We start from the raw sequence: 25725 nt of genomic DNA, 5'->3' as shown, positions 1-25725 counted from the left end.
TTTTTTCATTGTTCAGTACTACAACCTTAGTTGTAGTGCCCTGCACATTGGTTCGTCTTGTTCAGTTTTCAAAGGTCTTTGTCACTCACTTCTCTCAAGCGACAACTATATTAGTATATCACAGGTGCTTTCGCTTGTCAACACTTTTTTGAAACTTTTTTAATCTTTTTTCATCAAGTGTTCCATCCGCAACATACCATAGTCCGTACGGGATTCGAACCCGTGTTACCGCCGTGAAAAGGCGGTGTCTTAACCCCTTGACCAACGGACCAGAGTTGTTATTTTCAACTCTTACTATTATACAGACTTTTTCTGACTTGTCAACTACTTTTTTGAACTTTTCTAATTAATTTTACAACAGCTTCCGTTCGAGCTGTATGTGGGAACATATCGACCGACTGGATATAATGAAGATCATAGACTTCTACTAAGCGTACTAAATCACGAGCCAAGGTCGAAACATTGCAAGAAATATAGACCATCTTTTCTGGTACATAGGTAAGAATAGTATCTAATAACTTATCGTCCAGACCTGTACGTGGTGGATCCACAATCAGAGCATCTGCTCGGTAGCCTTCCTTATACCAGCGAGGAATAATCTCTTCTGCCGTTCCAGCTTCATAATGAGTATTGTCAAATCCCATTCTTTTAGCATTTCGCTTGGCATCTTCAATAGCTTCTGGAATAATATCCATACCTCTGAGTGTTTTAACTTTCTTTGCGAAGGCAAATCCAATCGTTCCAACTCCACAATAAGCATCAATCAAATGGTCTTCTTTATTTACATCCAAGGCTTTTACCGCCTCATTATAAAGAACTTCTGTTTGTTCAGGATTTAGTTGATAGAAAGCTCGAGGAGATAGTGAAAATTCATAATTGAGTACACCTTCTTGAATACTCTCTTCTCCCCATATAATCTCTGTCTTTTCACCATAAATCTCACTGGTTTTAGCTGTATTTGTATTAACAGCTACTGTCACAACCTCTGGAAAATCTTTAATTAAATCTTTTACCAGCAGGGTTAAATTAAGCTGGCGGTTTGTAACAACAATAATCTGAACCTGTCCAGTCTTTCTTGCTCGTCGGACCATTATAGTTCTAACACCTAGAACTTTTCTCTCATCCGTGATTGGAATCTGGTGATAAGTAAGCAATTCTGCTAGACGATTAGCAATCACTTGGGTTTCCTTGTCTTGTACCAGGCAGTCTTTCAACTCTACTAAATAGTGAGAGCTTTCTGCATACAGACCTGCCTTGACCTGATTTTTAAATTTTCGAGTCTGAAATTGTAACTTAGCACGATAGTACTTGGGTTCCTGCATACCAATCGTCGGGCGGATTTCATAGTTTTCATATCCTGCAGGAGCGAATTTTTTCAGCGCTTGGTGAAGTAAGTCCGTCTTGAACTCCAGCTGCTTATCATAATGCAGGTGCATGATTTGGCAACCACCACATTCATTATAGATAGTACAAGCTGGCACAACTCGGAATTTTGACTTCTTATTAACCTTTAGTAATTTTGCTTCAACAAAGTTGCGTTTAATAGAAGTAATCTGACAATAGATATCTTCACCTTTGAGTGCTCCAGGTACAAAGACTAATGTTTTTTGGTAAAAGCCGATTCCCTCACCATTAATTCCCATGCGCTTGATTTTTAATGGTATTTTTTGTTTCACTTTCAGATTCATACCCCTATCTTATCACATTTTGAGTTATAATAGAACTATGAAAATCACAAAACTTGAAAAGAAAAAAAGACTCTATCTGATGGAGCTTGATAATGGCGACAAATGCTACATCACCGAAGATACAATTGTTCGCTTTATGTTATCAAGAGATAAGGTGATAAGCCAAGAGGAATTGAAAGAGATTCAGGACTTTGCTCAATTTTCTTATGGTAAGAATCTAGCCCTCTACCACCTATCCTTTAAAGCACGTACTGAAAAAGAGGTCAGAGAATATCTAAAAAAATACGACATTGATGAAAAAATAGTTTCTCAAGTCATTGCTAATCTTAAAGAAGATAAGTGGATTAATGATAATCAGTACGCTTATGCTATCATCAATGCCAATCAACTTTCAGGAGACAAGGGACCTTATGTACTGACTCATAAATTAGCACAAAAAGGAGTTTTAAAATCTACTATAGAAGAGATCTTGAAAGAATTTGATTTTTCGGAAGTTGCTCAACGTGTAGCTAATAAACTCTTGAAAAAATATGAAGGAAAACTTCCAGCTCGTGCCTTGCAAGATAAGATTATCCAAAACTTGACCAACAAAGGATTCTCTTACTCTGATGCTAAAAGTGCCTTTGATGAGTTGGATAGTCAAGTTGACCAAGAAACGACTCAGGAACTCATCTCCAAGGAACTTGATAAGCAATATGCTAAGTATGCCCGAAAGTATGAAGGATACGAACTTAAACAGCGTTTAACTCAAGTTTTATCACGAAAGGGCTACGATTTTTCGGATATAGCAAGCGCTCTCAGAGATTATCTTTAATATTTTCATGTAAAATTCACAGATTTTAGGTAATTTTATGGTACAATAGTAAACGATAAACTTATAAATTGTAGAAAGTTGGTTAGTTATGAAGCTTCCAAAAGAAGGCGACTTTATTACAATTCAAAGTTATAAGCATGATGGGAGTCTCCACCGAACTTGGCGGGACACCATGGTACTAAAAACAACAGAAAACGCCATTATTGGTGTCAACGATCATACACTGGTTACCGAAAGTGATGGTCGTCGTTGGGTCACTCGAGAACCGGCTATTGTTTACTTTCACAAGAAATATTGGTTTAATATCATTGCCATGATTCGTGATAATGGAATCTCCTACTATTGCAACATGGCTAGCCCCTACTATCTGGATGAAGAAGCACTAAAGTATATTGATTACGATTTGGATGTTAAAATTTTTACAGATGGGGAAAAACGTCTCTTGGACGTTGAGGAGTATGAGCGTCACAAACGCAAAATGAATTATTCTGATGACTTGGACTATATTTTAAAAGAACATGTCAAAATTCTTGTTGATTGGATTAATAATGGACGTGGTCCTTTCTCAGAAGCCTATGTAAACATTTGGTACAAGCGCTATGTAGAACTAAAGAATCGGTAAAGTTGTCAAACTGGGGTGAGAGCCCTGGTTTTTTATTTTAATACTCAATGAAAATCAAAGAGCAAACTAGGAAACTAGCCGCAGGCTGTACTTGAGTACGGCAAGGCGACGTTGACGCGGTTTGAATTTGATTTTCGAAGAGTATAAAAAAACCAGCTTTACAGCTGGGCTTATCCTTATATATCTAATTTCGTAACAGTAAATTTGATGTGGGAATAGTCTTTTTCAACATCCTTATCCAGCAAGAAAGCTGTAGCATCTTTCTTAACCTGAACCAGGTCAATATTCTGAGCTTGGGCTGCATAGACACAACCACAATAACATTGACGGTAAATGTCATACTCTTCACACATCTCTACCGAACGTTTGTAGCCTTGATTTTTCTTGAAATCACTTGGAAGATAGTGGGTTGTATAAATTTTTTGCACATCGATTCCGATACTATTAATGGTTTGAGAATTCTTATGAGGACTGATGGTCAAGGCTGAGCCAAAGTAGTCAAAGCCCAAGTCCATAGCCACTTGAGCTGTCTTATCCAGTCGGTAGTCAAAGCAAACCTGGCAACGGTCGCCACCTTCAGGCTCTTCTTCCAAACCTCGAACCAGTTTACGATATTCGTTAGGTTCATAAGGAGCTTCTAGGTATTGAACGCTATTGCCAGTTCGCTCATTGAAATCACTGACAAACTTTTTAGTCACATAGGCACGCTTATGGTATTCTGCCTTGGGATGGATATTAGAATTGGCAAAATAGATTGTCACATCTGCATACTTGGTCAAATATTCGAGGGTATAGGTACTGCAAGGGGCACAGCAAACGTGCATGAGAATGGTTGGCCGTTGCTCATTTTTCTCCCATACTTGTACCATCTTCTGCATGACACGGTCATAATTAATCTTCTGATTGAGGTTCATCTTGCTCAGAATTTCTTCTACATCGATCATGTTCTTCTCCTTTTTCTAGTCTTATTTTATCATATAAGTTAGGAGAGCTCAAATCTATTTAGAAGTGAATATCATAAAAAGGAGGAATAGCCATTCCCTCCTTTTGTGTTTTTTATAAGTTGTTTTCTATAGAAAGCTTACATCATCCCACCCATCATACTTGGATCCATTGCTGGAGCTGGGGCTGCTGGTTCTGGTTTATTGGCTACGACTGCTTCCGTAGTCAAAATCAAGCTGGCTACAGATGCTGCATTTTGTAGAGCTGAACGACTCACTTTAACTGGGTCGATAATCCCTTGATCAATCATGTTAACCCATTCGCCAGTTGCTGCATTGAAGCCTGTACCAACTTCAGCATTTTTCAAACGATCGATAACGATAGAGCCTTCAAATCCTGCATTGTGGGCGATTTGACGAACAGGTTCTTCCAAAGCACGGAGAACAATATTGCGACCCGTTGCTTCGTCTCCTGTTAATTCCAAATCAGCTACGGCAGGGATAACATTTACAAGGGCTGTTCCACCACCTGCAACGATTCCTTCTTCAACAGCTGCACGAGTAGCGTTGAGGGCATCTTCAATGCGGAGTTTCATTTCTTTCAACTCAGTTTCAGTTGCAGCTCCGACCTTGATGACTGCTACACCACCTGACAATTTCGCCAAGCGTTCTTGCAATTTTTCACGGTCAAATTCAGAAGTTGTGGTTTCGATTTGAGACTTGATAACTGCAACACGGTGAGAAATCGCTTCAGGATTTCCAGCACCTTCTACGATAACCGTGCTATCTTTGTCCACAGTTACTCTCGCTGCTTGACCAAGTGCTTCAATTGTAGCATCTTTCAACTCAAGACCTAGGTCTTCTGTGATAACTGTTCCGCCTGTTAAGATGGCAATGTCTTCAAGCATGGCTTTGCGACGGTCACCAAAACCAGGTGCCTTGACTGCTACCACGTTGAAGGTTCCACGAATCTTGTTCAAAACAAGAGTTGGAAGAGCTTCGCCATCTACATCATCCGCAATAATCAAGAGTGGACGATTGCTTTGGAGAATACTTTCTAGGAGTGGCAAGATTTCTTGGATATTTGAAATCTTCTTATCAGTAATCAAAATGTATGGATTTTCAAGATCAGCTACCATTTTTTCGCTATCTGTCACCATGTACTGTGAAAGGTAACCGCGGTCAAACTGCATTCCTTCAACAACTTCAAGCTCTGTTTCCATACCACGTGACTCTTCGATAGTGATGACTCCATCTTTGCCAACTTTTTCCATAGCTTCAGAGATGTATTCACCGACTTTTTCAGAACGAGAAGAGACGGCTGCAACTTGAGCGATAGCTTCTTTGTTGGCAACAGGAATAGCATTGTTTTTCAAGGCTTCAACTGCTGCAGCAACTGCTGTTTCAATCCCACGACGAATGCCAATTGGATTGGCACCTGCAGTGACGTTTTTGATTCCTTCACGGACGATAGCTTGGGTCAAGACTGTTGCAGTCGTAGTCCCGTCACCTGCGATATCATTGGTTTTAGAAGCTACTTCTGATACCAATTTGGCACCCATATTTTCAAAATGGTCTTCCAATTCGATTTCTTTGGCAATAGTCACACCGTCATTGGTAATCAAGGGTGAACCGAATGACTTTTCAAGAACGACATTACGGCCTTTTGGTCCCAAGGTTACTTTAACAGTGTCTGCAAGGATATCGACACCACGGACCATAGCTGAACGGGCATCAGATGAAAATTTAATTTCTTTTGACATACTTACTTTCTCCTTCTATTTTTCAATGATAGCCAAGATGTTAGCTTCGCCTACGATGATGTACTTTTCATCGCCATCTTTGACATCAAGACCTGCGTGTGCTTCAACCAAGACACGGTCTCCAGCTTTAACACTTGGAGCAACCAAGTCACCGTTCAAGGTACGAACACCTTGTCCAGTAGCCACAACTTGAGCTGTTTTGGTTTTTTCTTGGGCTGAACCTGCGAGGACAAAACCTCCAACAGTTTGTTCTTTTTCTTCTACTTTTAAGACCACACGGTCCCCTAATGGTTTCAACATCTGATTTCCTCCATAATGAGATAGATATCATTAGCACTCTTTACACTTGAGTGCTAATTCATAGTTCTATTGTATCACTTGGTCAGAAATAGTCAAGAAAAAAGTCTGACTTTCTCAAGATAAAAAGCCTGAGACCAACTCAGACTTTTTAATGCTTAAAATGGCAATTCTTCCTCTTCCAAAACCAAATCCGCCAAATCTTGTCCTGCATTATTTTCACGCATGGCACGTTGAGCACGACTTTCCAAGAGTTGGAATCCAGTAACAAGTACTTCGGTCACGTAGTTCATCTGGCCATTTTTCTCAAAACGACGGGTACGCAATTCCCCATCAACGGAAATGAGACTACCTTTGGTTGCGTAGCTTGCCAAAGTTTCTGCTAGTCTGCCCCATAGGACCATATTGACAAAATCAGCTTCGCGTTCCCCGTTTTGGTCTTTGTAACGACGATTTACAGCGATAGTTGCTCGCGCTACTGACTTGTCATTGTTGGTTTTATGCAATTCTGGTGTAGACGTTAAACGTCCAATCATGATAACTTTATTATACATATTTTCTTCCTCCTACTTATCTATTCGTAGGAAATCAAAAAAGTTACAGAAATTTGTAACTTTTCGAGGAAATTTTTTACTTTTTATGAACCATAAATCCTGTCGCCTGTTGATTTGCCATAATGGTCATATCTGTAATCTGCACACGACGAGGTTGACTGGTCACATAGACTACTGTATCTGCAATATCCTGAGCTTGCAAGGCTTCGATTCCTTGGTAAACGGACGCAGCTCGTTCTTTATCACCGTGAAAACGTACCGTCGAAAAATCTGTTTCGACAATCCCCGGTTGAATGGTTGTCACCTTGATATCCGTTGCAATGATATCAATTCGCAGACCATCTGAAAAGGTCTTAACCGCAGCCTTGGTAGCTGAGTAAACAGCGGCACCCGCATAGGCGTAGATTCCTGCGGTTGACCCCATGTTGATGATATGTCCTTGATTGGCTTTTACCATTACTGGCAAGAAACAGCGAGTGACTGCCATCAAACCTTTGACATTGGTATCCAGCATGGTCAACATATCCAACTCTTCATAGTCCTGATAAGGTGCTAAACCTAGAGCCAGACCGGCGTTGTTGACCAGAATATCAATCTGACCTATCGTTTCTAAAATATCGGAGCAGACAGTCTTCACCATAGTCATATCCGTGACATCTAGTGGAAAGGTCCAAACTGTTTGATTTGGAAAGACTTCTGCAAACTCCGACTTGAGGGTTTCTAGTCTGTCTATCCGTCGTCCAGTTAGAACGACATTCTCACCCTGCTCCAGATAAGCACGCGCAATCGCTTCACCAATTCCTGATGTCGCTCCTGTAATCACAACATTTTTTGCCATCTTATTTCCTTCTAGCTGGTCTATCAGATACTAACAACTTCTTAGGCAGTCCAGTGCTTAGCTGGATCAAATGGAGTTCCGGCAACTTGGTCTTCTGATAATTCAATAATACCACGTTTTTGCGGAGCATTTGGCAAATGCAATTCACGAGGGCTACACATCATGCCAAAACTCTTTTCGCCACGAAGCTCACCTGGGAAAATAAGATTGCCTTTGGGCATCATAGCTCCAGGAAGAGCCACAATGGTTTTCAACCCCACACGCGCATTAGGAGCCCCTGCAACGATTTGCACTGTCTTGTCACTTGCGACTGCAACTTGGCAGATGTTGAGGTGGTCACTATCTGGATGAGCTACCATCTCGACAATTTCACCAACAACAAACTTAGGTTCCTTGTCATTGACAATTTCTTCTGCAAAACCTTCCGCTTGTAATTCTTGGTTCAAACGAGCGACTTGCTCATCTGTCAAAAATACTTGACCGCGCTCTGCAATTTCAAATAAACTTGAAACTTCAAAAATATTCCAAGCCACTGTTTCCTCATTATCTTTTAGAAAAACACGGGCTACCTTGCCTTTGCGCTCCACATCCAGTTTGGCATCTCCGCTATTTTTCACGATGACCATAAGGACATCACCGACATATTCTTTATTATATGTAAAAATCATTGTTTCCTTTTTCTCCTATTTCAGTCCTGCTAAAAAGTCGTTAATTTGTTGCTTGCTTTTACGGTCGCGATTAACAAAACGACCAATTTCCTTGTCTTTTTCTAGAACAACAAGGCTAGGAATTCCATATACATCCCAGAGTTTGGCCAAATCCATATACTGGTCTCTATCCACTCGAATAAAGTTGAACTCTGGATTGGTCTCCTCAATTTCTGGTAAGGCAGGATAGATATAACGACAATCGCCACACCAGTCCGCCACAAAAAGAAAGACCTTCTTGCCATCTTTTTCCACTAAAGATGCTAGTTCTTCTAAACTTGCTGGTTGTATCATAGGACTTCCTCCTCATAGACTAGGTCTTCATTTTCATAGACAAAGGTATAATGACGGCCATCCTCAAAAATGACGCCACCAACCAAGCTCTCTAGACTGCTTTCATAGTCCTGAACATAGAGTGTCGCAATTTCCCCCATGTCTGAAAAATGGTCTCGTACAATCGCTGTCAACTCTTCCTGAGTCTTCATGAGCTTACGGTCATCTGCAACTTTTTTCGTAGCAAGGGCAAGGCTTCCAATACCTAGCAGAGCCAAGCCTGCCATCCACATTTTTTTAGCTTTCATACCATTCATTTTAACACAAAAAAGGCTTTAGGACAAATGAGGAAGCAGCAGAAAAGCAAGTAAAAAGCCCCTTTCCTTTAAGGAAAAGGACTTCTTATACTCAATGAAAATCAAAGAGCAAACTAAGAAGCTAGCCACAGGTTGCTCAAAGCACTGCTTTGAGGTTGTAGATAGAACTGACGAAGTCAGCTCAAAACACTGTTTTGAGGTTGTGGATGAAGCTGACGTGGTTTGAAGGGATTTTCGAAGAGTATTATTCTTATTGCCAGGCGCCTGAGTTACCAACGTAGTAACCATCAGGGGTGTAGGTATTGCGAAGCATCTTACCTGATGAAGCCAGATAATACCACTGGCCATTATCTTTGACCCAATCATTCGCTAGCATGGCACCAGAAGAACTTACATAATACCATTCTCCCTTATCATAAACCCAAGTGCTTGCTTTCATGGCTCCTGAAGTTGATAAATAGTACCACTTGCCTTGGTCGTAAAGCCAGTCACTCGCAATCATGGCTCCTGATGATTTAAAGGCATACCAGTTGCTACCTTGATAAAGCCAAGTTTGATTGAACATGACTCCTTTATCATTCATAAAGTACCAAGTTCCCTTGTCATAAACCCAATCCTTCTGCACTAATTGACCTTGTTTTTGATAGTACCAGTTTTGGTTTGATTTTAGCCAGCTTTCGGCTTTTACAATCGGATAAAGTTCTTTGAAAGATCCTCCATCATCATATTTACGACTGATAGTTTTTAGTTTTTCAAGTTTCAACTCGCCATTGTCATAGTCTGTCCAAGCAAAGACTTTTTGACCATTGACAGTCTCTGGTAAAGTAGCAGTGTAAGTCTTGGTTTGATAATCCCATTTAGCATCGAGGTAAGTGTATTGATCATTTGATTCTTCAATACGGTAGTAGCCTCTCTTTCCACTATCATTATGAATATCATCCACAACTTTCGTTGACCAGGTCTTGACTTCATTTCCGCTCTTGGCCTCTACCTTGATATCTCCTCTATAGCCATATGGAACATAGAAATTCAGATAACGCCCTTCTACGCCAATCATAGACTTGTCCTTTTCTTGACCTAGGAAATTGACAGTTTGATCTTGACCATTGAGACTAACTGTCCACTCGATTTTCTCTGTTTTTGGCAAATCCAAGACTTTAATATCCACTTCATGGCCATTATTAAACCGGAGAATGTTGCCATCTTGATACTGAACTCCACATTTAACAACCCATTCTTCTTTCAGCTCGAAGGCCTGCCCTGAATGAGGAAAAGCCAGTAAAGCTAAACCTGCTAGAGACAAACCAAATAATGTGATTTTTTTCATTGTAGATCCTCCTTAGGATTTTTTATGTTAATTATATCACTATGTTTTTATTTTGCAACTCATATCCTAAATATGCAATCAAAAAACCTCTGAGATTGTTCTCAAAGGTTCTGATTTTGCTAATTACTATTCTCAACCGCTGCAGTGACAAAGGCAGTGTAGAGTTCTTCTGGACGATTTGGACGACTTGAAAGTTCAGGGTGATACTGACACGCTACAAAGAATTTATTTTCAGGAATTTCCACAATTTCGACCAAACGATTGTCTGGAGAAACACCTGAGAAGACAAAACCTGCTGCCTCAAACTGCTCACGGAAGGCGTTGTTAAATTCATAACGGTGACGGTGACGACGTTGCACCACTTCTTTATTGTGATAAGCAGCCGCAGCCTTAGATCCACGTTTCAACTTAGACGGATAAAGCCCCAATCGAAGGGTTCCCCCCATATCCTCAACGTCAATCTGATCACGCATGATATCAATGATAGGGTATTTTGTTTCTGGTGCAAGCTCTGCAGAATTGGCACCTTCAAGACCTAAAACGTGACGAGCAAATTCGATACAAGTCAACTGCATTCCCAAGCAGACTCCCAACATTGGAACATCATTTTCACGCGCATAGCGAATGGCTTGGATTTTCCCTTCCGTACCACGCTGGCCAAAACCACCTGGTACGATGATTCCGTCCGCATCAGACAAGAGCTCTGCCACATTCTCTGCTGTCACATCATTGGCATTGATCCAATTGATTTTAACTTCTGCGTCGTTGGCATAACCAGAGTGTTTCAAGGCTTCAACCACAGAAATGTAGGCATCTTGCAACTCAACATACTTACCGACAAGGGAAATCTTGACTTGTTTCTTGAGGTTCATGACCTTGTCCACCATGGCTGACCATTCTGTCATATCTGCTACTGGTGCATCTAATTTCAAATGGTCACAGACAATTTGGTCCATACCTTGTGCCTGCAAATTCAATGGAATTTGGTAAAGGTGTTCAACATCCAATGATTCGATAACGGCTTCTGGTGCCACATCACAGAACTGTGCTAGCTTGTTTTTAATTCCTTGACCAGCTGGTTGCTCTGTACGAATCACCAACATATTTGGTTGAATTCCCAAACCACGCAATTCTTTTACAGAGTGTTGAGTTGGTTTGGTTTTCATTTCACCAGCAGCCTTGAGGTATGGAAGCAAGGTTGTATGGATGTACATAACATTATCCGCACCCACATCTGCCTTCATCTGACGAAGAGCCTCTAGGAATGGCAAGGACTCGATATCTCCTACTGTTCCACCAACCTCTGTGATAATGACATCAGAGTCGGTCGTTACAGCGGCACGCTTGATTTTCTCTTTCAAAGCATCTGTGATATGAGGAATGACTTGAACAGTTGCCCCAAGGTATTCTCCACGGCGTTCCTTACGAAGAACTTCACTGTAAATTTTCCCAGTTGTCACGTTGGAATATTTATTGAGATTGATATCGATGAAACGTTCATAGTGACCCAAGTCCAAATCTGTCTCAGCCCCATCATCTGTCACAAAGACTTCTCCGTGCTGGTAAGGACTCATAGTTCCCGGATCGATATTGATATAAGGGTCAAACTTTTGAATGGTTACTTTGAGACCACGATTTTTCAAGAGACGACCCAGACTCGCTGCGACAATCCCTTTCCCAATAGACGATACCACACCACCAGTTACAAAAATATATTTCGTAGACATAGATTCCTCTTTCTAAAATGCTCAAGGCCTTGTTGACTACGAGGGGACATAGGAAACAAGACCCTACTAATAAGAATAATCTGGGACGACTGCACCAGATTCACAACTAAAATACAAGAAGATAACTTCTTAAAAAAACAAAAATAGCTCCCTAAGAACTAGGGAGCCCCGACCTCTAAAAGAGGTGCCCGAACAATATGATACCTAAAAATAGGACAATTGTCAATAGCTAACTTTTATTCCTCGATGTTTTCAGAATCATCGTCTGAAAACTCATCGTCTTCTTCGTTGAGATCCACGTCTTCTCCCAAGTCATCTGGGGCGATTTCGTTGATTTCTGCATCGTAAGCTTCCACTTCATTTTTCTCATCATCTGGATTTTCATCATCGTATGAAAGAGCTGGATCTGCTTCGTATGCATCTTCATCTTCTGGATCATCTGCATTGTAGTCAATGGCATCTGAATCACCATCCATGAAGGCATTGACACGTTTTTTCTTAGCTTTTGGTGCTACTTCATCGTCGTCATTTTCCTCAAGAGCAATGATTTCTTCGTCGATTTCGTCCACACCATACCATGAACGAAGACCCCATTTGTTGTCTCCAAGTGAGATGAAGCTACCGTCAAAGTTCAACTCTGTGTAGAACAAAGGCAAAGCTTCACGGATATCGCTGTTTGATGTTCCAAGGTAGTTTTGAATTTCGTTTACAAGATCGCTAAAATGCATCTCATGATCGCGACCACGAAGTTCCAAGATAGCACGCGCTACCTCAATCATAGATAGTTCACTTTTTTCTTGCCCAGCAAATACTTCTAATTCCAAAGCGTTTCTCCTCATTTATACTACTATCGCCAGAGCGAACAGACTCTGACCTCATTTTATCATTTACTCTTTATTTTACGATAATTTTGCAGAATAGTCAAAGGTTAAGAAAAAATAAAGGTGAAATATTTCAGCTAATTGAAAGACCTGTGTAACATGACCTCAGGTATATTGATTTATTTATAACTCAAGGCTGCAACTCCAATACCAACCACAAACTGCAAGAGGATTCCTACAGAGATAAAGGATTATTTGTTGCGTCAAATCAAGTAAAAAGATCATTTCAGGTCCTGCCAGTAACTTCGTTTTCTTTCCTTTATTTCATTTTCCCTAGAATAGTGAAAAATCCTTCTCTTGTTAATGAGTTTCATAAGAAAAAGGCTGGAGAATCCAACCTTCTCTATTTATTCAGCTAAGAGTACTTCTTTGATGGTTTGTTTTTGGAGTTTTCTGTTGGATTGATAAAAGAGGCTTTCATAAACCACAGCAAAACCGATCAAAGTCCAGAAGCAAACATTCCCATCAAAGTGATGCTCAATCTTTTCAGGAACCGTATCTTTGATCACACCAATCAAGATTTCCATGATAGCGTACTGATAAGCCGTCCCAAGAACAAATCCTAGATAGGCCCAGAAACGATAGGGAGATAGGATATGGCCTTGGCATTCACGATCTGTGTAGCCAAAAGCCTTCATAAGAGCCAGGGTTTCGCGACTTTCTGAGACGACAATCCCCAATGACAAAAAGAGAATAGAGAAAGAAAGGATCAAGCCAATCATGATCATCATGGTTTGGATGATGTCATCTGTGTAGTCCCTTAGACCAAAGGACAGTTGAACCATGGCCGCAAAACACATAGAGCCAAAGACTACAAAAAATAGGATAGATTTTCTCCCCCAAATTAGTGACGAAGACAGCTCTTTTAGGAAGTCTTTCTCTTTCTTAGGAGCCCTCTTTCTCCTTTTGACCTTGATTGGTGTTGGGGACTTTTTCAATAAGCGAAGAGCCGGCGTTTGTAGTTGTCTTCTAGCATAACCAACCGCGATAAGCATAAAAAATACCGTTGGAAGGACCACAAAAGCAAGCAAGAGCTGCCAATGAAAATGAATGGTAATTTCTGGCAGGATCCCCTTTTCATTCCGGAAGTCATAAAAATGCCCCATCATAAGAAAAGAAGTGAAATAGCCAAGAAGCGCTCCGGCACCAAAACTGATCCCAAATGCCCAAAATCGTTTAGCCAGCTGGCCATTGCTATAGCCCAAAGCCTTTAAAATTCCTAATTGTTCCTTGTGATCATCGACAAATTGTTTGATATAAAAACACATGAGAAGGACCGACGTCAAGGACAAGACGACTCCACTGACCATGGCCACCATCCAAGAAAGCGAAATCTGGACATCATAGTAGGTCTGAATCATGGGATTGGTTTTAGAAATCTCCAACTGCTCGATGTCCAAGTAAAAATTCAAGAAGAGATTGGCCACAAAGACCGCACAAGCCCCAATTATACTGACGACAACTAATTTTCGAATATCTTTTACTGAAAACATGGCTTACCATCCAATCTCATAAGCAGTCTGAGGCTGATCATTGGTCACAACTTCGGTAATCTTGCCACTATTGACACGAATGATGGTTCTTGCCATATCCGCAATATTTTGATTGTGCGTCACCATGATGAGGGTCAAACCAAGCTTTTCCTTTAACTCCCAGATATAGTCGAGAATCTTGCGCCCCGTTTCTTCATCCAGGGCTCCCGTCGGCTCATCTAAGAAAAGAATCTCTGGCTTTTTGGCCAAGGCCCGAGCAATGGAGACTCTCTGCTGTTCCCCACCTGACAATTCACTCGGATACTTGTCCAGCTTATCGCCAAGTCCCAAATCCTCGATAATCTGCAAAAAATCATGATTGTTTGCCAGGTCTGCCCCCATCTTTACATTCTGTCTGACTGTTAGATTAGGCAATAAATAATACTGCTGAAAAATAAAGGCAATCTTCTCACGTCTAAAGGCTGTCAATTGAGTATCTGTGAGTTGAGCCAAATCCTGTCCTTGAATGAGGATATGTCCCTCGTCTACCTTTTCTAAACCTGACAGAACGTTTAAGAGAGTTGACTTGCCTGATCCAGAAGGACCGAGGATAACCACATCATCCTGGTCTTGAATCTGCAAATCAATCCCTTTTAAAACCTTGGTTTGGCCGTAACTTTTGTGCACATTTTCTAGTTGAATCATTTCTTTCCTACCATTTCTTTGATGAGAGATTGACAAACCTCTGTCAGTAATCCAATCACTTCTTCCATGCTGAATTGATAAATGCCAGAAGCAACCATTGAGGCCATCCCGTGCGAGTAGATAAATAGATGCTGGTACAAGCGACCAGCCTCCTCTACATTCAAAGGATAGTCTGCGACGATCGAATCCAGAACCAATTGGTAACTATGATCCTTCATGGGAAGAAAATCTTGAAAGCGACGAATCGGATCTTTGCTGGGATTTTGGAAAAGCAATTGAAAGAGTTGGGGGTCTTTTGAGGCAAAAAGGATATAAGCAACCCCGACGGATCGAAAAGGCTTCTCATCTTCTAAGGCCTTACGAATATACTCCACCACGACCATTTCCGCAGCACTAATAACCTCTGCTTGTAACTCGGCCATATTGGCAAATTGCCCAAAAATGACTCTTGGTGTGGCTCCCAGTTGCTCCGCTAATGCTCGAGCCGTCAAACTAGTCATGCCCTCTTCTCTCACCAATTGTAAAGCTGTCCCAATGATAGCCTCTTTACTAAATTTAACCTTTGGTGGCATAAGACTCCTTTCGCGCAACATTAGTTGCGCAACACTTGTTGCATAAAGAATACCATAAAAAAGAAAGACTTGTCAAGAAAAAACTGTAAAACACAAAACAAAAAGACAGCGAACTTTTTATTTCTTTGCTACCCAGCCGATGGCATCGATTGGTGGGTTCTCGGTATCAATCCAGATGAATTCAATGCCGATGATATATGAAATTAAGCTACAACATCGTACTTCCCAAAGCGGTTCGAACTTGTAGAATTAGTGGCTCTCTAAAAATAAGTAATTTTAAATCTTACTTCTGTTTCCAGAGTTTCTCTAATTCTTCAAAATTAATATCTTTCCAATTATCTTTCCATAATTGGAAGTATGGAATATCTTTAGACGAAGGTTTATCTTCACAAACATCAATTTTCACAATCGATGGTAAAATAGTTGCTTCTCCCATAAGCAATGCCTCTCCTGTTGCTAAGCTAGGTAACTTATCAACAATTCCTCCCATAGAATCCGGTAATAGCTGTCTTACATAAGATTGATCTATAGGATTTGTTAATCGCATTGTTATAAAATTACTACACTGTGAGAAGATTGTTTCAGAAATTTCAGAAGGTCTTTGACTAGCTAAAAGCAATGTAACCCCATATTTTCTTCCTTCTTTTGCAATTCGCTCTATCGACTGCCGAGAAGCTCTGTACTTAGTTAGAGAACTCTTAGGTACATACTTATGAGCCTCTTCATATACTAATAAAATAGGTACATCACAAACTAGATTCTTACTATCGTTAAATTGCTTATAGTAGTATCCATACTCAAACATAATTCTTGAAATCAAAGAAACAGTTATACTCAATACATCAAACGGCACTCCACTCAAATCAAGAATAGTAACATTAGTCAGAAAATCTTCACTATATCCAATAAGCTGTTTTAAAACTGATTGTAATGTTGCGCCCTCTATTCTATCACCTAATAAGAACTCCAACCTTTTATCATATATCTTTGACTCTAACCGACTAATATAATTTGATAATTTACCATTCAATGGACCAGCTTTTGTCTGTCCTTGCCTTGCTCCTGCAATTTGTTCTTCATTTTTTTCATGAGCATATTGCAAGACCTCTTGAATATCAAAATAAATAGGGGAATCAAAATGTAATTTCTCTTTTTCTTCCTCTAGTCCATTAATTTTTCTTTTTTTACTCTGAATAACAGACTTTTTAAAAATATTTCTCTGATTATGATCACTTCCCTCAGTATCTAGGAATAATTCTTGTAATTCATCACTATTTAATAACCAATATGGTAAAACTAGATCATTAACATTGATAAGCCTAGCATTTGGGAAAGCACTTTGATATTCATTATGAATATCAAAGATAAGTATATGTGAATTATTTAGCCCTTCATAACCACTATTTTTAGAATTTATAGCATTTTGAACAACTTTTGCAACCGTGTGAGACTTGCCCGAACCAGTTGAACCAACAATAGCAATATGTTTATTGAAAAATTTATTTCCTTCAACAGGAATCTCAATATCATTGTTAGATGATAACGAAGAGAATTTAAATTTAAGTTCATCTTTTATAGAATTTTCAAAAATTAACTTTATTTCTTCAATTTTAGCTGGTTCAACCGATTTAGGAGGAATAGTTATTGTATCACTTCCCCTCACAAATTTATTTTCTTCATCAATCATCCCTAAAGGTACAGCTTCAATAATATATTTAATATCAATTCTCTCATCAATTTCAATGGGCTCAATACAAAAATTCTCTATTGTAGCTATTAATGCCAAATCATTTTCATCAGCAATTCTAAGATATGAACCAATTTTTAATTTTTCTTCTGCAATTTGAAAGTCTGTGATTGACTTCACTTCAATTTTAATTTTATTAGGTTGTACTGAAATAACTTGAGCGTTTAGATTATCCATTTCTATCTCCTAAATAATATCTAATATATCTAAAATTTGTCGAATTTTAATTTCTGAATGTTCTCTCTTATCGAGAGTATCAATCTCTAAATTAAATTGATTACTTTTATTAAATATATATAAATTAATTGGTAATTGGTTATCCCTTTCTACTTCTACCAACCTCAGTAAAACAATTGATAAATCTATAGAATCTTCTAATATACGCAATGAAATTTTATTATATTTATCGGGTTTAATTAGCATTTCTTGAAATCTAAATTCTGAATTTTTAAACGGGAAACCATCTTTAAAGTAGCATCCTTCTTCATATAATTTCGCTTTTAATTCTGTCATAAAATCAGCATTGGAAGTATTATATAAATAGACAAAAGGACTAAATTGATGGACAAAACGAGAATACCTAGTTGATATTTTTGAAATCACATTTTTAACATCATTCATATTCTCTCCCTGACAATCAAGTAAGAAAAATCTATGTGCCGGTGATAAATTTGATACTCTTGGAAAATATTTTTTATGTATGATTTTTTTATAATCTTCCCACTCTAGCAATTCACTCATCCATCTTTCAAAATAGTAGTTTTTAGTTTTTATTCTATCCCAAAATTCTTTTTTTGAAATTTGACGCTTTTCAATATTATGTTCACATGCTAAGTCTTTAATTATTTTAAGAGCATTAAAATAAATCAATTCAATATCTTCTTCACTATAATCACTTAAATCATTTTGAATTTTAGATTTTATTTTTTCTATTTGATTTTCATAACTATCGGCTTTGATATTTACAAAAAGACGTTTATTAAAATCTTCAATATCATCTGTTTGTAAGGCTTCCTCAAATTTAATTTCTCCCTCTTTATTTTTTATTTGATAGTTTAAATTTCCTAATTCATCTGTAACTTCATATTTGCTAAAATCTAAAAAATATGTTCTTAGATTTTCCGTTGTTAATTCCCGTAGCTTCTCATGTCCTTTGTTATAAAAGCCATATAATTTATAAGTAAAATTCTTAGATTGAGCCTCCGTTCTGTTCTTTAAATAGTGTCTAAACATTAACTGTATTGGCTCTTTTATAATACTGTTATTAAACTCAGTTTCTTCATAATATTTACATTGAACAAATTGTATTTCATCACTATTTTCAATATCAATATCTTCAACTCCCTCAATGGTAACTATATTTGTTTCATTTGATTGTTCCAGGATCTCTAAAATTGATTTGTCAAACTGATAAAAATAACCCTTTATAGTATTCGTTGCTGATCTTGGTTTACTCATTATTTACCTCACTATGTGATTACTTTCGCTCCATTATACCAAAAACCCCAGCAAATTGCCGAGGTTTATAGTTTATTTCACTAACTTCTTCATCTCATCAATACGTGCGACTGTCGCGTCGTATTTCGCTTGGTAGTCGGCTTGTTTGTCGCGTTCTTTTTGGACGACTTCTGGTTTGGCATTGGCTACGAAACGTTCGTTAGAGAGTTTCTTACCAACCATATCCAGTTCTTTTTGCCATTTAGCCAGTTCCTTGTCGAGGCGAGCTAGTTCTTCTTCGACATTGAGGAGGTCTGCCAGTGGCAAGTAGATTTCTGCTCCTGTGATGACGCTTGACATTGCGAGTTCAGGTGCAGGGATGTTTGATGCGATTTCCAAGTGTTCTGGATTTGTGAAGCGTTTGATGTAGTTGACATTGCTGTTAAAGAAGGTTTCCAAGTCGCTATCGCTTGTCTTGACAAGAATTGTAATAGGCTTGCTTGGCGCTACGTTTACTTCTGCACGCGCATTCCGAACGGCACGGATCAAGTCTTTGAGGCTTTCTACACCTGTGTGAGCAGCAAGGTCTTCAAAGGCTGGATTGACAGTTGGGTATTCTGCTGTCACGATAGAGCCTTCTGAGATTTGTCCAAAGATTTCCTCTGTCACGAATGGCATGATTGGGTGAAGGAGACGAAGGATCTTGTCCAAAGTGTAAAGGAGGACAGAACGTGTGATGACTTTCTCTTCTTCATTATCGCTATAAAGGACTTCTTTGGTCAACTCAACGTACCAGTCCGCAAACTCATCCCAGATGAAGTTGTAGAGGATGTGGCCAGCCACACCAAATTCAAACTTATCAAAGTTAGCAGTAGCTTTTCCGATGGTTTCATTAAGGTTGTGGAGAATCCAGCGGTCTGTGACATTACCAGCTTCCTTGTTGACAACTTTTTCCACATTGGCAGTTGCTTGCTCAAGGGTCAAGCCTTCATTGTTCATGAGGATGTAGCGAGAGATGTTCCAGATCTTGTTAATGAAGTTCCATGAAGCATCCATTTTCTCGTAAGAGAAGCGCACGTCTTGACCTGGTGCAGAACCGTTTGAAAGGAACCAACGCAGGCTATCTGTTCCGTACTTATCAATAACATCCATCGGGTCAATCCCGTTACCGAGAGATTTAGACATTTTACGGCCTTCCTCGTCACGAATCAGACCATGAATCAATGCATTTTTGAATGGCGATTTGCCAGTAAATTCCAAACCTTGGAAAATCATTCGAGATACCCAGAACGGGATAATATCATAACCAGTCACCAAAGTTGATGTTGGATAATAACGTTTGAAGTCTTCTGAGTCGACATCCGGCCAGCCCATGGTAGAGAATGGCCAAAGGGCAGAACTGAACCAAGTATCCAAGACGTCTTCGTCCTGAGTCCAACCGTCGCCTTCTGGAGCTTCTTCGCCGACATATATTTCACCCTCAGCATTGTACCAAGCGGGGATTTGGTGACCCCACCAGAGCTGACGTGAGATTACCCAGTCATGGACATTTTCCATCCATTGAAGGAAGGTATCATTGAAACGAGGTGGGTAGAATTCTACCTTATCATCAGTATCTTGGTTAGCAATAGCATTCTTAGCCAATTGGTCCATCTTAACGAACCATTGAGTAGACAAGCGTGGTTCAACCACAACACCTGTACGCTCTGAGTGACCAACACTGTGGACACGTTTTTCGATTTTAACGAAGGCACCAATTTCTTCCAACTTGGCAACGACTGCCTTACGAGCTTCAAAACGGTCCATACCTGCAAACTCGAAGGCAAGCTCATTCATAGTTCCGTCGTCGTTCATCACGTTGATTTGTGGCAAGTTATGACGTTGACCAACCAAGAAGTCATTTGGATCGTGGGCAGGCGTGATTTTCACGACACCAGTACCAAACTCAGGGTCTGCGTGTTCGTCTCCAACGATTGGGATCAATTTATTAGCGATTGGAAGGATGACGTTTTTTCCAATCAAGTCCTTGTAGCGTGGATCTTCTGGATTGACCGCAACGGCAACATCCCCAAACATAGTCTCAGGACGAGTTGTTGCCACTTCAAGGGCGCGTGAACCGTCTTCTAGCATATAGTTCATATGGTAGAAGGCACCTTCAACGTCCTTGTGGATAACCTCGATATCAGAAAGAGCTGTGCGAGCTGCTGGGTCCCAGTTGATGATAAACTCACCACGGTAGATCCAGCCTTTCTTGTAAAGGTCCACAAAGACCTTACGAACGGCTTTAGACAAACCTTCGTCAAGAGTGAAACGCTCGCGAGAATAGTCTACAGAGAGCCCCATCTTGCCCCATTGTTCCTTGATGGTAGTGGCATACTCGTCTTTCCATTCCCAGACCTTATCGAGGAATTTTTCACGACCGAGGTCATAACGGCTAATGCCCTCACCACGCAAGCGCTCCTCAACCTTAGCCTGAGTCGCAATCCCCGCATGGTCCATACCAGGAAGCCAGAGCGTATCAAAACCTTGCATACGTTTTTGACGGATGATGATATCCTGTAAAGTCGTATCCCAAGCGTGACCAAGGTGAAGTTTACCTGTCACGTTTGGTGGTGGAATAACGATCGAATAAGACTTAGCCTTTTGGTCTCCTGAAGGCTTGAAAACATCAGCGTCAAGCCATTTTTGGTAACGACCAGCCTCAACCTCGGCTGGATTGTATTTAGGTGAAAGTTCTTTAGACATGTGTTTGTCCTTTCTCTATTGTATTCATTTTATCTTGAATTTGCTTAGCAGCTTCTTCTGCAGACAAATTCGTATTATTTATTTTAAAGTAGTGGTGCAACTCATTTGGTTGATGTTGGGAATTTAATTGAAGTGTTTCAGCGGTCTCTAAAATTTCTCTTTCAGATACCTCAATGTGTCGTTTTAAGGGTTTGTGCTTTAATCGATTCTCCGTTCGATTTCGATGTAAACGCTCTTCAAGGCTTGTTTCCAATTCAACAAACAGAATCTCTTGATGATAGTCATTCAACAAATCTTGAATTTGCTTCAAATACATCAGCTGGTACTGATTTGAAAAATCAATTACGTCTGTTAAAATTACTGATCGCTGATTTCTTGCACTTGCTCCAAGGAAAGAAAAGGTAATTCCACGAACAAATTCCCACATCTCCTCTGTATAATCCTGATAGATTTCTAGTGCAAAATCGATGGCTTGATGGTTATAAAAGAGGGTAGAATCCGTCAGTCGAGATAGTTCTTGACCAATCGTCATTTTTCCTGAGGCCGGAGCACCAATGATGAAAAGATGCATCAAATTACCTCCCACTCACTCTTCAGCAAGCCATATCTCAAATCATCACAGCGCTTGCCTTGGGCATCTTTGCGGTCTCGGATGCGAGCTTCCAGAGTAAAGCCAAGTTTCTCTGCGACTCGTTGACTTTGGGTATTGTAACCAAAGCAAGAGAGTTCAATCTTGTGAAGACCTAGTTCTCTAAAAGCTATGTCAATCAAGGCTCGCGCTGCTTCTGGTACATAGCCTCGACCCCAATAGTCTGGATGCAAGGTATAGCCAAGCTCTAGCACATCATCCGCATGACGATGGTTAAAGTCAACAGAACCAATGACTTTATCGGTTCCTTTAACGACAATCCCATAGCCAGCTGGCAGATTTCTCCTTTGATTGCGTTCGGGAAGGATATGCTCCAGATAGTAAATCTCATCTTCCAAAGTCTTGACCGGAGTAAATCCTGCTGGATAGGCGACCTCTGGCAGACCAGCGTAGGCATGGATATCCTCGGCATCAGATACTGTACGGACTCGCAAAACGAGACGTTCTGTTTCGATTCGTTCAGGTAATTCTGCTCTTGTCATCTTCCTCCCTCGCTTTCTACAAAAAATCGTCCCTGCCATCTACATGACAGGGACGAATGTGTTTATCCGCGGTACCACCCAATTTCGGGCAGCGCCCGCAACTCTCGTCTTTAAAACAAAAAGACAATATTATTTCAATTTTTCACCCATTAGCAACCAGTTTTGACACATTTGTGGACTTCTCAGCGCCGCCACTTTCTGTAAAATGCGGTATTCAAAACACCTCTAATGGATCTATTGTAGCAAGATTCTTTCGGAAATGCAAGGGACAAGAAAGATTACTTGAATTTGATGCCGTTTTCTTTCAATTTCTTGATGGTAGCTGGGCCGATTCCTTTCAAGGCAAGGAGTTCTTTTTCAGTCCAGTTTTTGAAATCTGAAGCAGACTTGATTCCTTCATCATAGAAGGTTTTAGCACGGTCAAGTGGAAGTCCACCCAAGTTTGCTGCAAAATCTTCTACAGAATTGGCTACTTTTTGAGCTTGCTCTTTAGTAGCTTCTACTGCTTGTTCAACTTTTTTAGAAACAGCCTTACCAGCTTGGCTCGCTGACTGTTCTGCACGTTTCACGACTTTTTTTGTCTCTTCTACAACCTTCGTCACAGTACTTGAAAAAGCACCTGCACGACGGAGGCTATTTCGTAATTGTTTTTTACGATTGAGTTTCTTTGACATGATAAAATCCTTTCAATAAAAAACCCCTGCTCTGACAAGGATTTAATATAAATATTCTATCAAGATTTTAGTGAAAAATCAAGAATCTATCTCGTTTAATAATTTCGCTCACCAAACAAGCCTTCTGGCAAATCATGGAATCCCTTACCTGCCTTGAAATTTTCAAACTTACCAAGCAAGAACTGATAAGCATCCATGCGGCTTTCGTAACGAATCATAGCATCTTTAGCACGTTCGTCCTGGTCTTCTTCGTAGACTTTTTGGCTTTCCTTGTGCGCCATGTCATTGATCATAATCTGGGTATTGACCCAGGCTTCAAATTCCTTCATAAATTCTTGTTCGTAACCCATTGCTTCTCCTTATTCTAATCCACGGAAGTAGTCCGTATCAATCTCACGGTAGGGCTGGATATCCTGAACGTACTCCAGCACGCCTTGGAATTCCCCGTTCTCATCGTGTACTGCAGCGTAGGTGATGTGGACAAACTTGCCTCGCGACTCAGACTTGAACCACATTTCATACTTATCCTTGGTCCCCTCACGAAGTCCCTTCATGATGGTCTTGACCTTGTCCAAGTACTTAGGTGGATGACAGAGTTCAACATTGCGCCCGACTTGGGACGGCGTCCGTTTGAAAATCATCTCATCAGCTGGCGCATTGTCATTGTAATACTGGAAAATATCGTCTTTATTGACAAAGGTAATCTCCATAGGAAGATGATTGAGGATGAGGTTGGCCTGCTCGACTGAGAGATAGCCATTCCCAAAAGCCTGTTGACTATGGCGGTCCAGCACTGCTTCCTTTTCCTTAGGGGTAAAGGTAATGGTAAACTGCCCTTCTGGCGTATCGATAACTTGCTGAACTTGTCCCTCTGCCGTATCTAACTGTACAGGCTCCTCTGCAATCTTTTCCTCAACAAAACTCTGTCTTTCTGGCACCCATTTCTCAGACGGACGGATGATGGCATAACCATAGGCGTCGCTCTCCTCCGCAATCTGAAGCCAGTCATCCTGAGTAAAGGACTCAAGGAGAATCATGAGAAGGATGGATTCTTCCTTGAAAATCATACTTTCAAACTCTGTCGCAAAGGATTCAAAAGTATCTTTTACAGTGGAAATCGACACTTCAGGTAGTGACTTGGCTGTCGCTAAAGCTGTTTGAAAGAGTTCCCTAATCTGGTCATCCACTCCCCACATAACTTTTGGAGGTGAATCGTGTCCATAGCGCTCCATGATAGGAAAGAAAAGTTCTTCCTTACGCTGGTAGTGGATGTCAAATTGACCCACAAGTCCCATCTGACGGACCAAGCCCTTGCACATCTCCGCCAGCATTTCTTCATCTTCCATAGATTCATAGGTGTCTAACAGTCTCCGAATGCGAATCAAGGCCGCACGGAGGGCTAGATTTTCATCCTTAAAGACACGAACTGGGTGACCTGGATGCTCAGTATCATCTACTTCGACACCTTTAATAGCATTTTTAAAAAGATTGGCATGGACATCACAGAGTTCCATGACATCTTCAAAGGTGACACCTGAGTCTGAGTTCATCAGCTCATGCTCCATAAGGGAAATCTCGATGGCTGAAACACCTGTAAAGGTAGCATCAAAACGCTCCTGAACCGACTCAGGAGAGGCGCCATTATGCAATTCTAACAAAATATCCCGCAGGACATGAATTCGTTCATCTGCCATTAGTCTAATCCAATCACTTCGTAGCCGTTTGCTTCCAGCGTGCGGACAATCTTGTCCATAGGAGTTCCTTCCAGCTTAGAACCCTGTTTGAGTGATACTTTACGACCAACTGTATTGCGCATCAAGGGATTGGCAAGGGGTTTAAATCCCAGCTCAACTAGAATTTCCAAGACTTCTGGATGCTTGTCCACAACTTCTGCAACAGGAATTGACACATCGATGATATTGTCCATGACGACCTCCATTGAATATTCTAAAATGATTTTACTGCTTATATTATACCATATGGAAAGAGATTAAAAAACTAGCAGTGTAGTTCCTGCTAGTTCTCTGCAACTTGGATTACCATCTAGATAAGTTTAAAGAGCCAATCCAATATTTTAAATAATAGCTTGTAAAACAGCAATTGGATTGCAAAAGAGATAATCATCCACAGGAATTTCATAATTCCAATAATCGGTTTGATAAAAATAATGGCAAGAAGGCCCCAGAAAAATTTCATTCTCTCTCCTCTGGCTTGATGAGCCACCGAGCCGTATCCATTAGCTTGTCTGCAATAAAGAGTTTTCCTAGACCGACAACGACATGGTCATCTTTCTTTATCGTTTTCATCACTTTTACACCTTGCATGGTCAAAAAGTAATTTCCGTAAGTTTTAGCTAGAATTTTTATGAGTCCCATATTATCTTTCCTCGTTTAACTACACTTTCAAAATGATATCGATACCAGCCTTGCTGCCTATTACTGAAAAATCGTTTTATCTCCCTCTTTTCATTTCCTATAGTATCATACAAGCTGA

The 25725-nt window shown here is 40.2% G+C and carries 28 protein-coding genes and 1 tRNA gene; 2 read left to right on the top strand and 27 right to left on the bottom strand.

Annotation, left to right across the window (positions count from 1 at the left end; genetic code table 11):
• Positions 1-199: 199 nt before the first annotated feature.
• Positions 200-271 (bottom strand) — tRNA-Glu (locus ADJ60_RS05165).
• Between the two features lie 49 nt (positions 272-320).
• Positions 321-1688, bottom strand: coding sequence for a 23S rRNA (uracil(1939)-C(5))-methyltransferase RlmD (gene rlmD / locus ADJ60_RS05160; RefSeq protein WP_049543848.1), 1368 nt, complete (start codon positions 1686-1688; stop codon positions 321-323).
• Positions 1689-1725: 37 nt separating this feature from the next.
• Here rlmD and recX point away from each other — a divergent pair, with 37 nt between their 5' ends.
• Positions 1726-2502, top strand: coding sequence for a recombination regulator RecX (gene recX, locus ADJ60_RS05155; protein WP_049543846.1), 777 nt, complete (start codon positions 1726-1728; stop codon positions 2500-2502).
• A gap of 88 nt (positions 2503-2590) precedes the next feature.
• Entirely contained in the window at positions 2591-3124 is a 534-nt protein-coding gene (locus ADJ60_RS05150) for a nucleoside tri-diphosphate phosphatase (RefSeq protein ID WP_000775316.1), read from the top strand.
• A gap of 176 nt (positions 3125-3300) precedes the next feature.
• Here ADJ60_RS05150 and ADJ60_RS05145 read toward each other — a convergent pair whose 3' ends face one another.
• From ADJ60_RS05145 to ADJ60_RS05020, 25 genes are all read right to left on the bottom strand, one after another.
• Complete coding sequence (locus ADJ60_RS05145; RefSeq protein WP_000567554.1) at positions 3301-4068, bottom strand: epoxyqueuosine reductase QueH; 768 nt, start codon at positions 4066-4068, stop codon at positions 3301-3303.
• 137 nt (positions 4069-4205) lie between these two features.
• Positions 4206-5828, bottom strand: coding sequence for a chaperonin GroEL (gene groL, locus ADJ60_RS05140; protein ID WP_000031580.1), 1623 nt, complete (start codon positions 5826-5828; stop codon positions 4206-4208).
• A 15-nt stretch (positions 5829-5843) separates the two neighbouring features.
• Positions 5844-6128: a co-chaperone GroES gene (groES, locus tag ADJ60_RS05135; RefSeq protein ID WP_000917337.1), complete on the bottom strand. Its 285-nt coding sequence runs from the start codon at positions 6126-6128 to the stop codon at positions 5844-5846.
• Positions 6129-6283: 155 nt separating this feature from the next.
• Positions 6284-6679: a single-stranded DNA-binding protein gene (locus ADJ60_RS05130; protein ID WP_000282467.1), complete on the bottom strand. Its 396-nt coding sequence runs from the start codon at positions 6677-6679 to the stop codon at positions 6284-6286.
• 76 nt (positions 6680-6755) lie between these two features.
• Positions 6756-7517: an SDR family NAD(P)-dependent oxidoreductase gene (locus tag ADJ60_RS05125; RefSeq protein ID WP_049543844.1), complete on the bottom strand. Its 762-nt coding sequence runs from the start codon at positions 7515-7517 to the stop codon at positions 6756-6758.
• Positions 7518-7558: 41 nt separating this feature from the next.
• Positions 7559-8185, bottom strand: a complete 627-nt coding sequence (gene ytpR, locus ADJ60_RS05120; RefSeq protein WP_049543842.1) for a YtpR family tRNA-binding protein — start codon at positions 8183-8185, stop codon at positions 7559-7561.
• Between the two features lie 15 nt (positions 8186-8200).
• Positions 8201-8518 carry a thioredoxin family protein gene (locus tag ADJ60_RS05115; protein ID WP_023948252.1) on the bottom strand — a complete coding sequence of 106 codons (318 nt, stop codon included), beginning with the start codon at positions 8516-8518 and terminating at the stop codon, positions 8201-8203.
• A complete protein-coding gene (locus ADJ60_RS05110; RefSeq protein ID WP_049543840.1) occupies positions 8515-8814 on the bottom strand; it encodes a DUF4651 domain-containing protein in 300 nt (99 codons plus the stop codon). Before ADJ60_RS05110 ends, ADJ60_RS05115 begins: the two co-directional genes overlap by 4 nt.
• A gap of 250 nt (positions 8815-9064) precedes the next feature.
• Positions 9065-10141, bottom strand: a complete 1077-nt coding sequence (locus ADJ60_RS05100) for an N-acetylmuramoyl-L-alanine amidase family protein (protein WP_049543836.1) — start codon at positions 10139-10141, stop codon at positions 9065-9067.
• Positions 10142-10260: 119 nt separating this feature from the next.
• Positions 10261-11868, bottom strand: a complete 1608-nt coding sequence (locus tag ADJ60_RS05095; RefSeq protein WP_049543834.1) for a CTP synthase — start codon at positions 11866-11868, stop codon at positions 10261-10263.
• A gap of 236 nt (positions 11869-12104) precedes the next feature.
• A complete protein-coding gene (rpoE, locus tag ADJ60_RS05090; RefSeq protein WP_031227756.1) occupies positions 12105-12692 on the bottom strand; it encodes a DNA-directed RNA polymerase subunit delta in 588 nt (195 codons plus the stop codon).
• A 404-nt stretch (positions 12693-13096) separates the two neighbouring features.
• Positions 13097-14242: an FtsX-like permease family protein gene (locus ADJ60_RS05085; protein WP_049543832.1), complete on the bottom strand. Its 1146-nt coding sequence runs from the start codon at positions 14240-14242 to the stop codon at positions 13097-13099.
• Between the two features lie 3 nt (positions 14243-14245).
• The gene (locus ADJ60_RS05080) at positions 14246-14926 is read right to left on the bottom strand and encodes an ABC transporter ATP-binding protein (protein WP_049543830.1); all 681 of its coding nucleotides are present in this window, start codon (positions 14924-14926) and stop codon (positions 14246-14248) included.
• Positions 14923-15498 (bottom strand): TetR/AcrR family transcriptional regulator, encoded by a 576-nt coding sequence (locus tag ADJ60_RS05075; protein WP_049543828.1) that lies wholly within the window; start codon positions 15496-15498, stop codon positions 14923-14925. The genes ADJ60_RS05080 and ADJ60_RS05075 overlap by 4 nt, the downstream gene beginning before the upstream one ends.
• A gap of 283 nt (positions 15499-15781) precedes the next feature.
• Positions 15782-17422, bottom strand: a complete 1641-nt coding sequence (locus ADJ60_RS05070; RefSeq protein ID WP_049543826.1) for an ATP-binding protein — start codon at positions 17420-17422, stop codon at positions 15782-15784.
• A 9-nt stretch (positions 17423-17431) separates the two neighbouring features.
• The gene (locus ADJ60_RS05065; RefSeq protein ID WP_049543825.1) at positions 17432-18703 is read right to left on the bottom strand and encodes a DUF4297 family anti-phage-associated protein; all 1272 of its coding nucleotides are present in this window, start codon (positions 18701-18703) and stop codon (positions 17432-17434) included.
• Positions 18704-18775: 72 nt separating this feature from the next.
• Complete coding sequence (locus ADJ60_RS05060; protein WP_049543823.1) at positions 18776-21427, bottom strand: valine--tRNA ligase; 2652 nt, start codon at positions 21425-21427, stop codon at positions 18776-18778.
• The gene (locus ADJ60_RS05055) at positions 21420-21998 is read right to left on the bottom strand and encodes an AAA family ATPase (RefSeq protein ID WP_049543821.1); all 579 of its coding nucleotides are present in this window, start codon (positions 21996-21998) and stop codon (positions 21420-21422) included. The genes ADJ60_RS05060 and ADJ60_RS05055 overlap by 8 nt, the downstream gene beginning before the upstream one ends.
• Positions 21998-22558 carry a GNAT family N-acetyltransferase gene (locus ADJ60_RS05050; protein WP_049543819.1) on the bottom strand — a complete coding sequence of 187 codons (561 nt, stop codon included), beginning with the start codon at positions 22556-22558 and terminating at the stop codon, positions 21998-22000. The genes ADJ60_RS05055 and ADJ60_RS05050 overlap by 1 nt, the downstream gene beginning before the upstream one ends.
• Positions 22559-22836: 278 nt before the next feature.
• Entirely contained in the window at positions 22837-23232 is a 396-nt protein-coding gene (locus ADJ60_RS05045) for a helix-hairpin-helix domain-containing protein (RefSeq protein ID WP_000038635.1), read from the bottom strand.
• Positions 23233-23327: 95 nt separating this feature from the next.
• The gene (locus tag ADJ60_RS05040) at positions 23328-23582 is read right to left on the bottom strand and encodes a DUF1912 family protein (RefSeq protein WP_049543818.1); all 255 of its coding nucleotides are present in this window, start codon (positions 23580-23582) and stop codon (positions 23328-23330) included.
• A 9-nt stretch (positions 23583-23591) separates the two neighbouring features.
• Positions 23592-24926 (bottom strand): DUF438 domain-containing protein, encoded by a 1335-nt coding sequence (locus ADJ60_RS05035; RefSeq protein WP_049543816.1) that lies wholly within the window; start codon positions 24924-24926, stop codon positions 23592-23594.
• Complete coding sequence (locus ADJ60_RS05030; protein ID WP_000368739.1) at positions 24926-25159, bottom strand: DUF1858 domain-containing protein; 234 nt, start codon at positions 25157-25159, stop codon at positions 24926-24928. Before ADJ60_RS05030 ends, ADJ60_RS05035 begins: the two co-directional genes overlap by 1 nt.
• 116 nt (positions 25160-25275) lie before the next feature.
• Positions 25276-25428, bottom strand: a complete 153-nt coding sequence (locus ADJ60_RS11610; protein ID WP_049543813.1) for a hypothetical protein — start codon at positions 25426-25428, stop codon at positions 25276-25278.
• Positions 25425-25607, bottom strand: coding sequence for a hypothetical protein (locus tag ADJ60_RS05020; RefSeq protein WP_000522923.1), 183 nt, complete (start codon positions 25605-25607; stop codon positions 25425-25427). Before ADJ60_RS05020 ends, ADJ60_RS11610 begins: the two co-directional genes overlap by 4 nt.
• Positions 25608-25725: the final 118 nt, after the last annotated feature.

Origin of the sequence: Streptococcus pseudopneumoniae (assembly GCF_001076775.1) — a bacterium.
In the GTDB taxonomy this organism is placed as follows: domain Bacteria; phylum Bacillota; class Bacilli; order Lactobacillales; family Streptococcaceae; genus Streptococcus; species Streptococcus pseudopneumoniae_G.
Note: the sequence above shows the minus strand (reverse complement) of the source record. Positions and strands in the feature narration are given on the sequence as shown.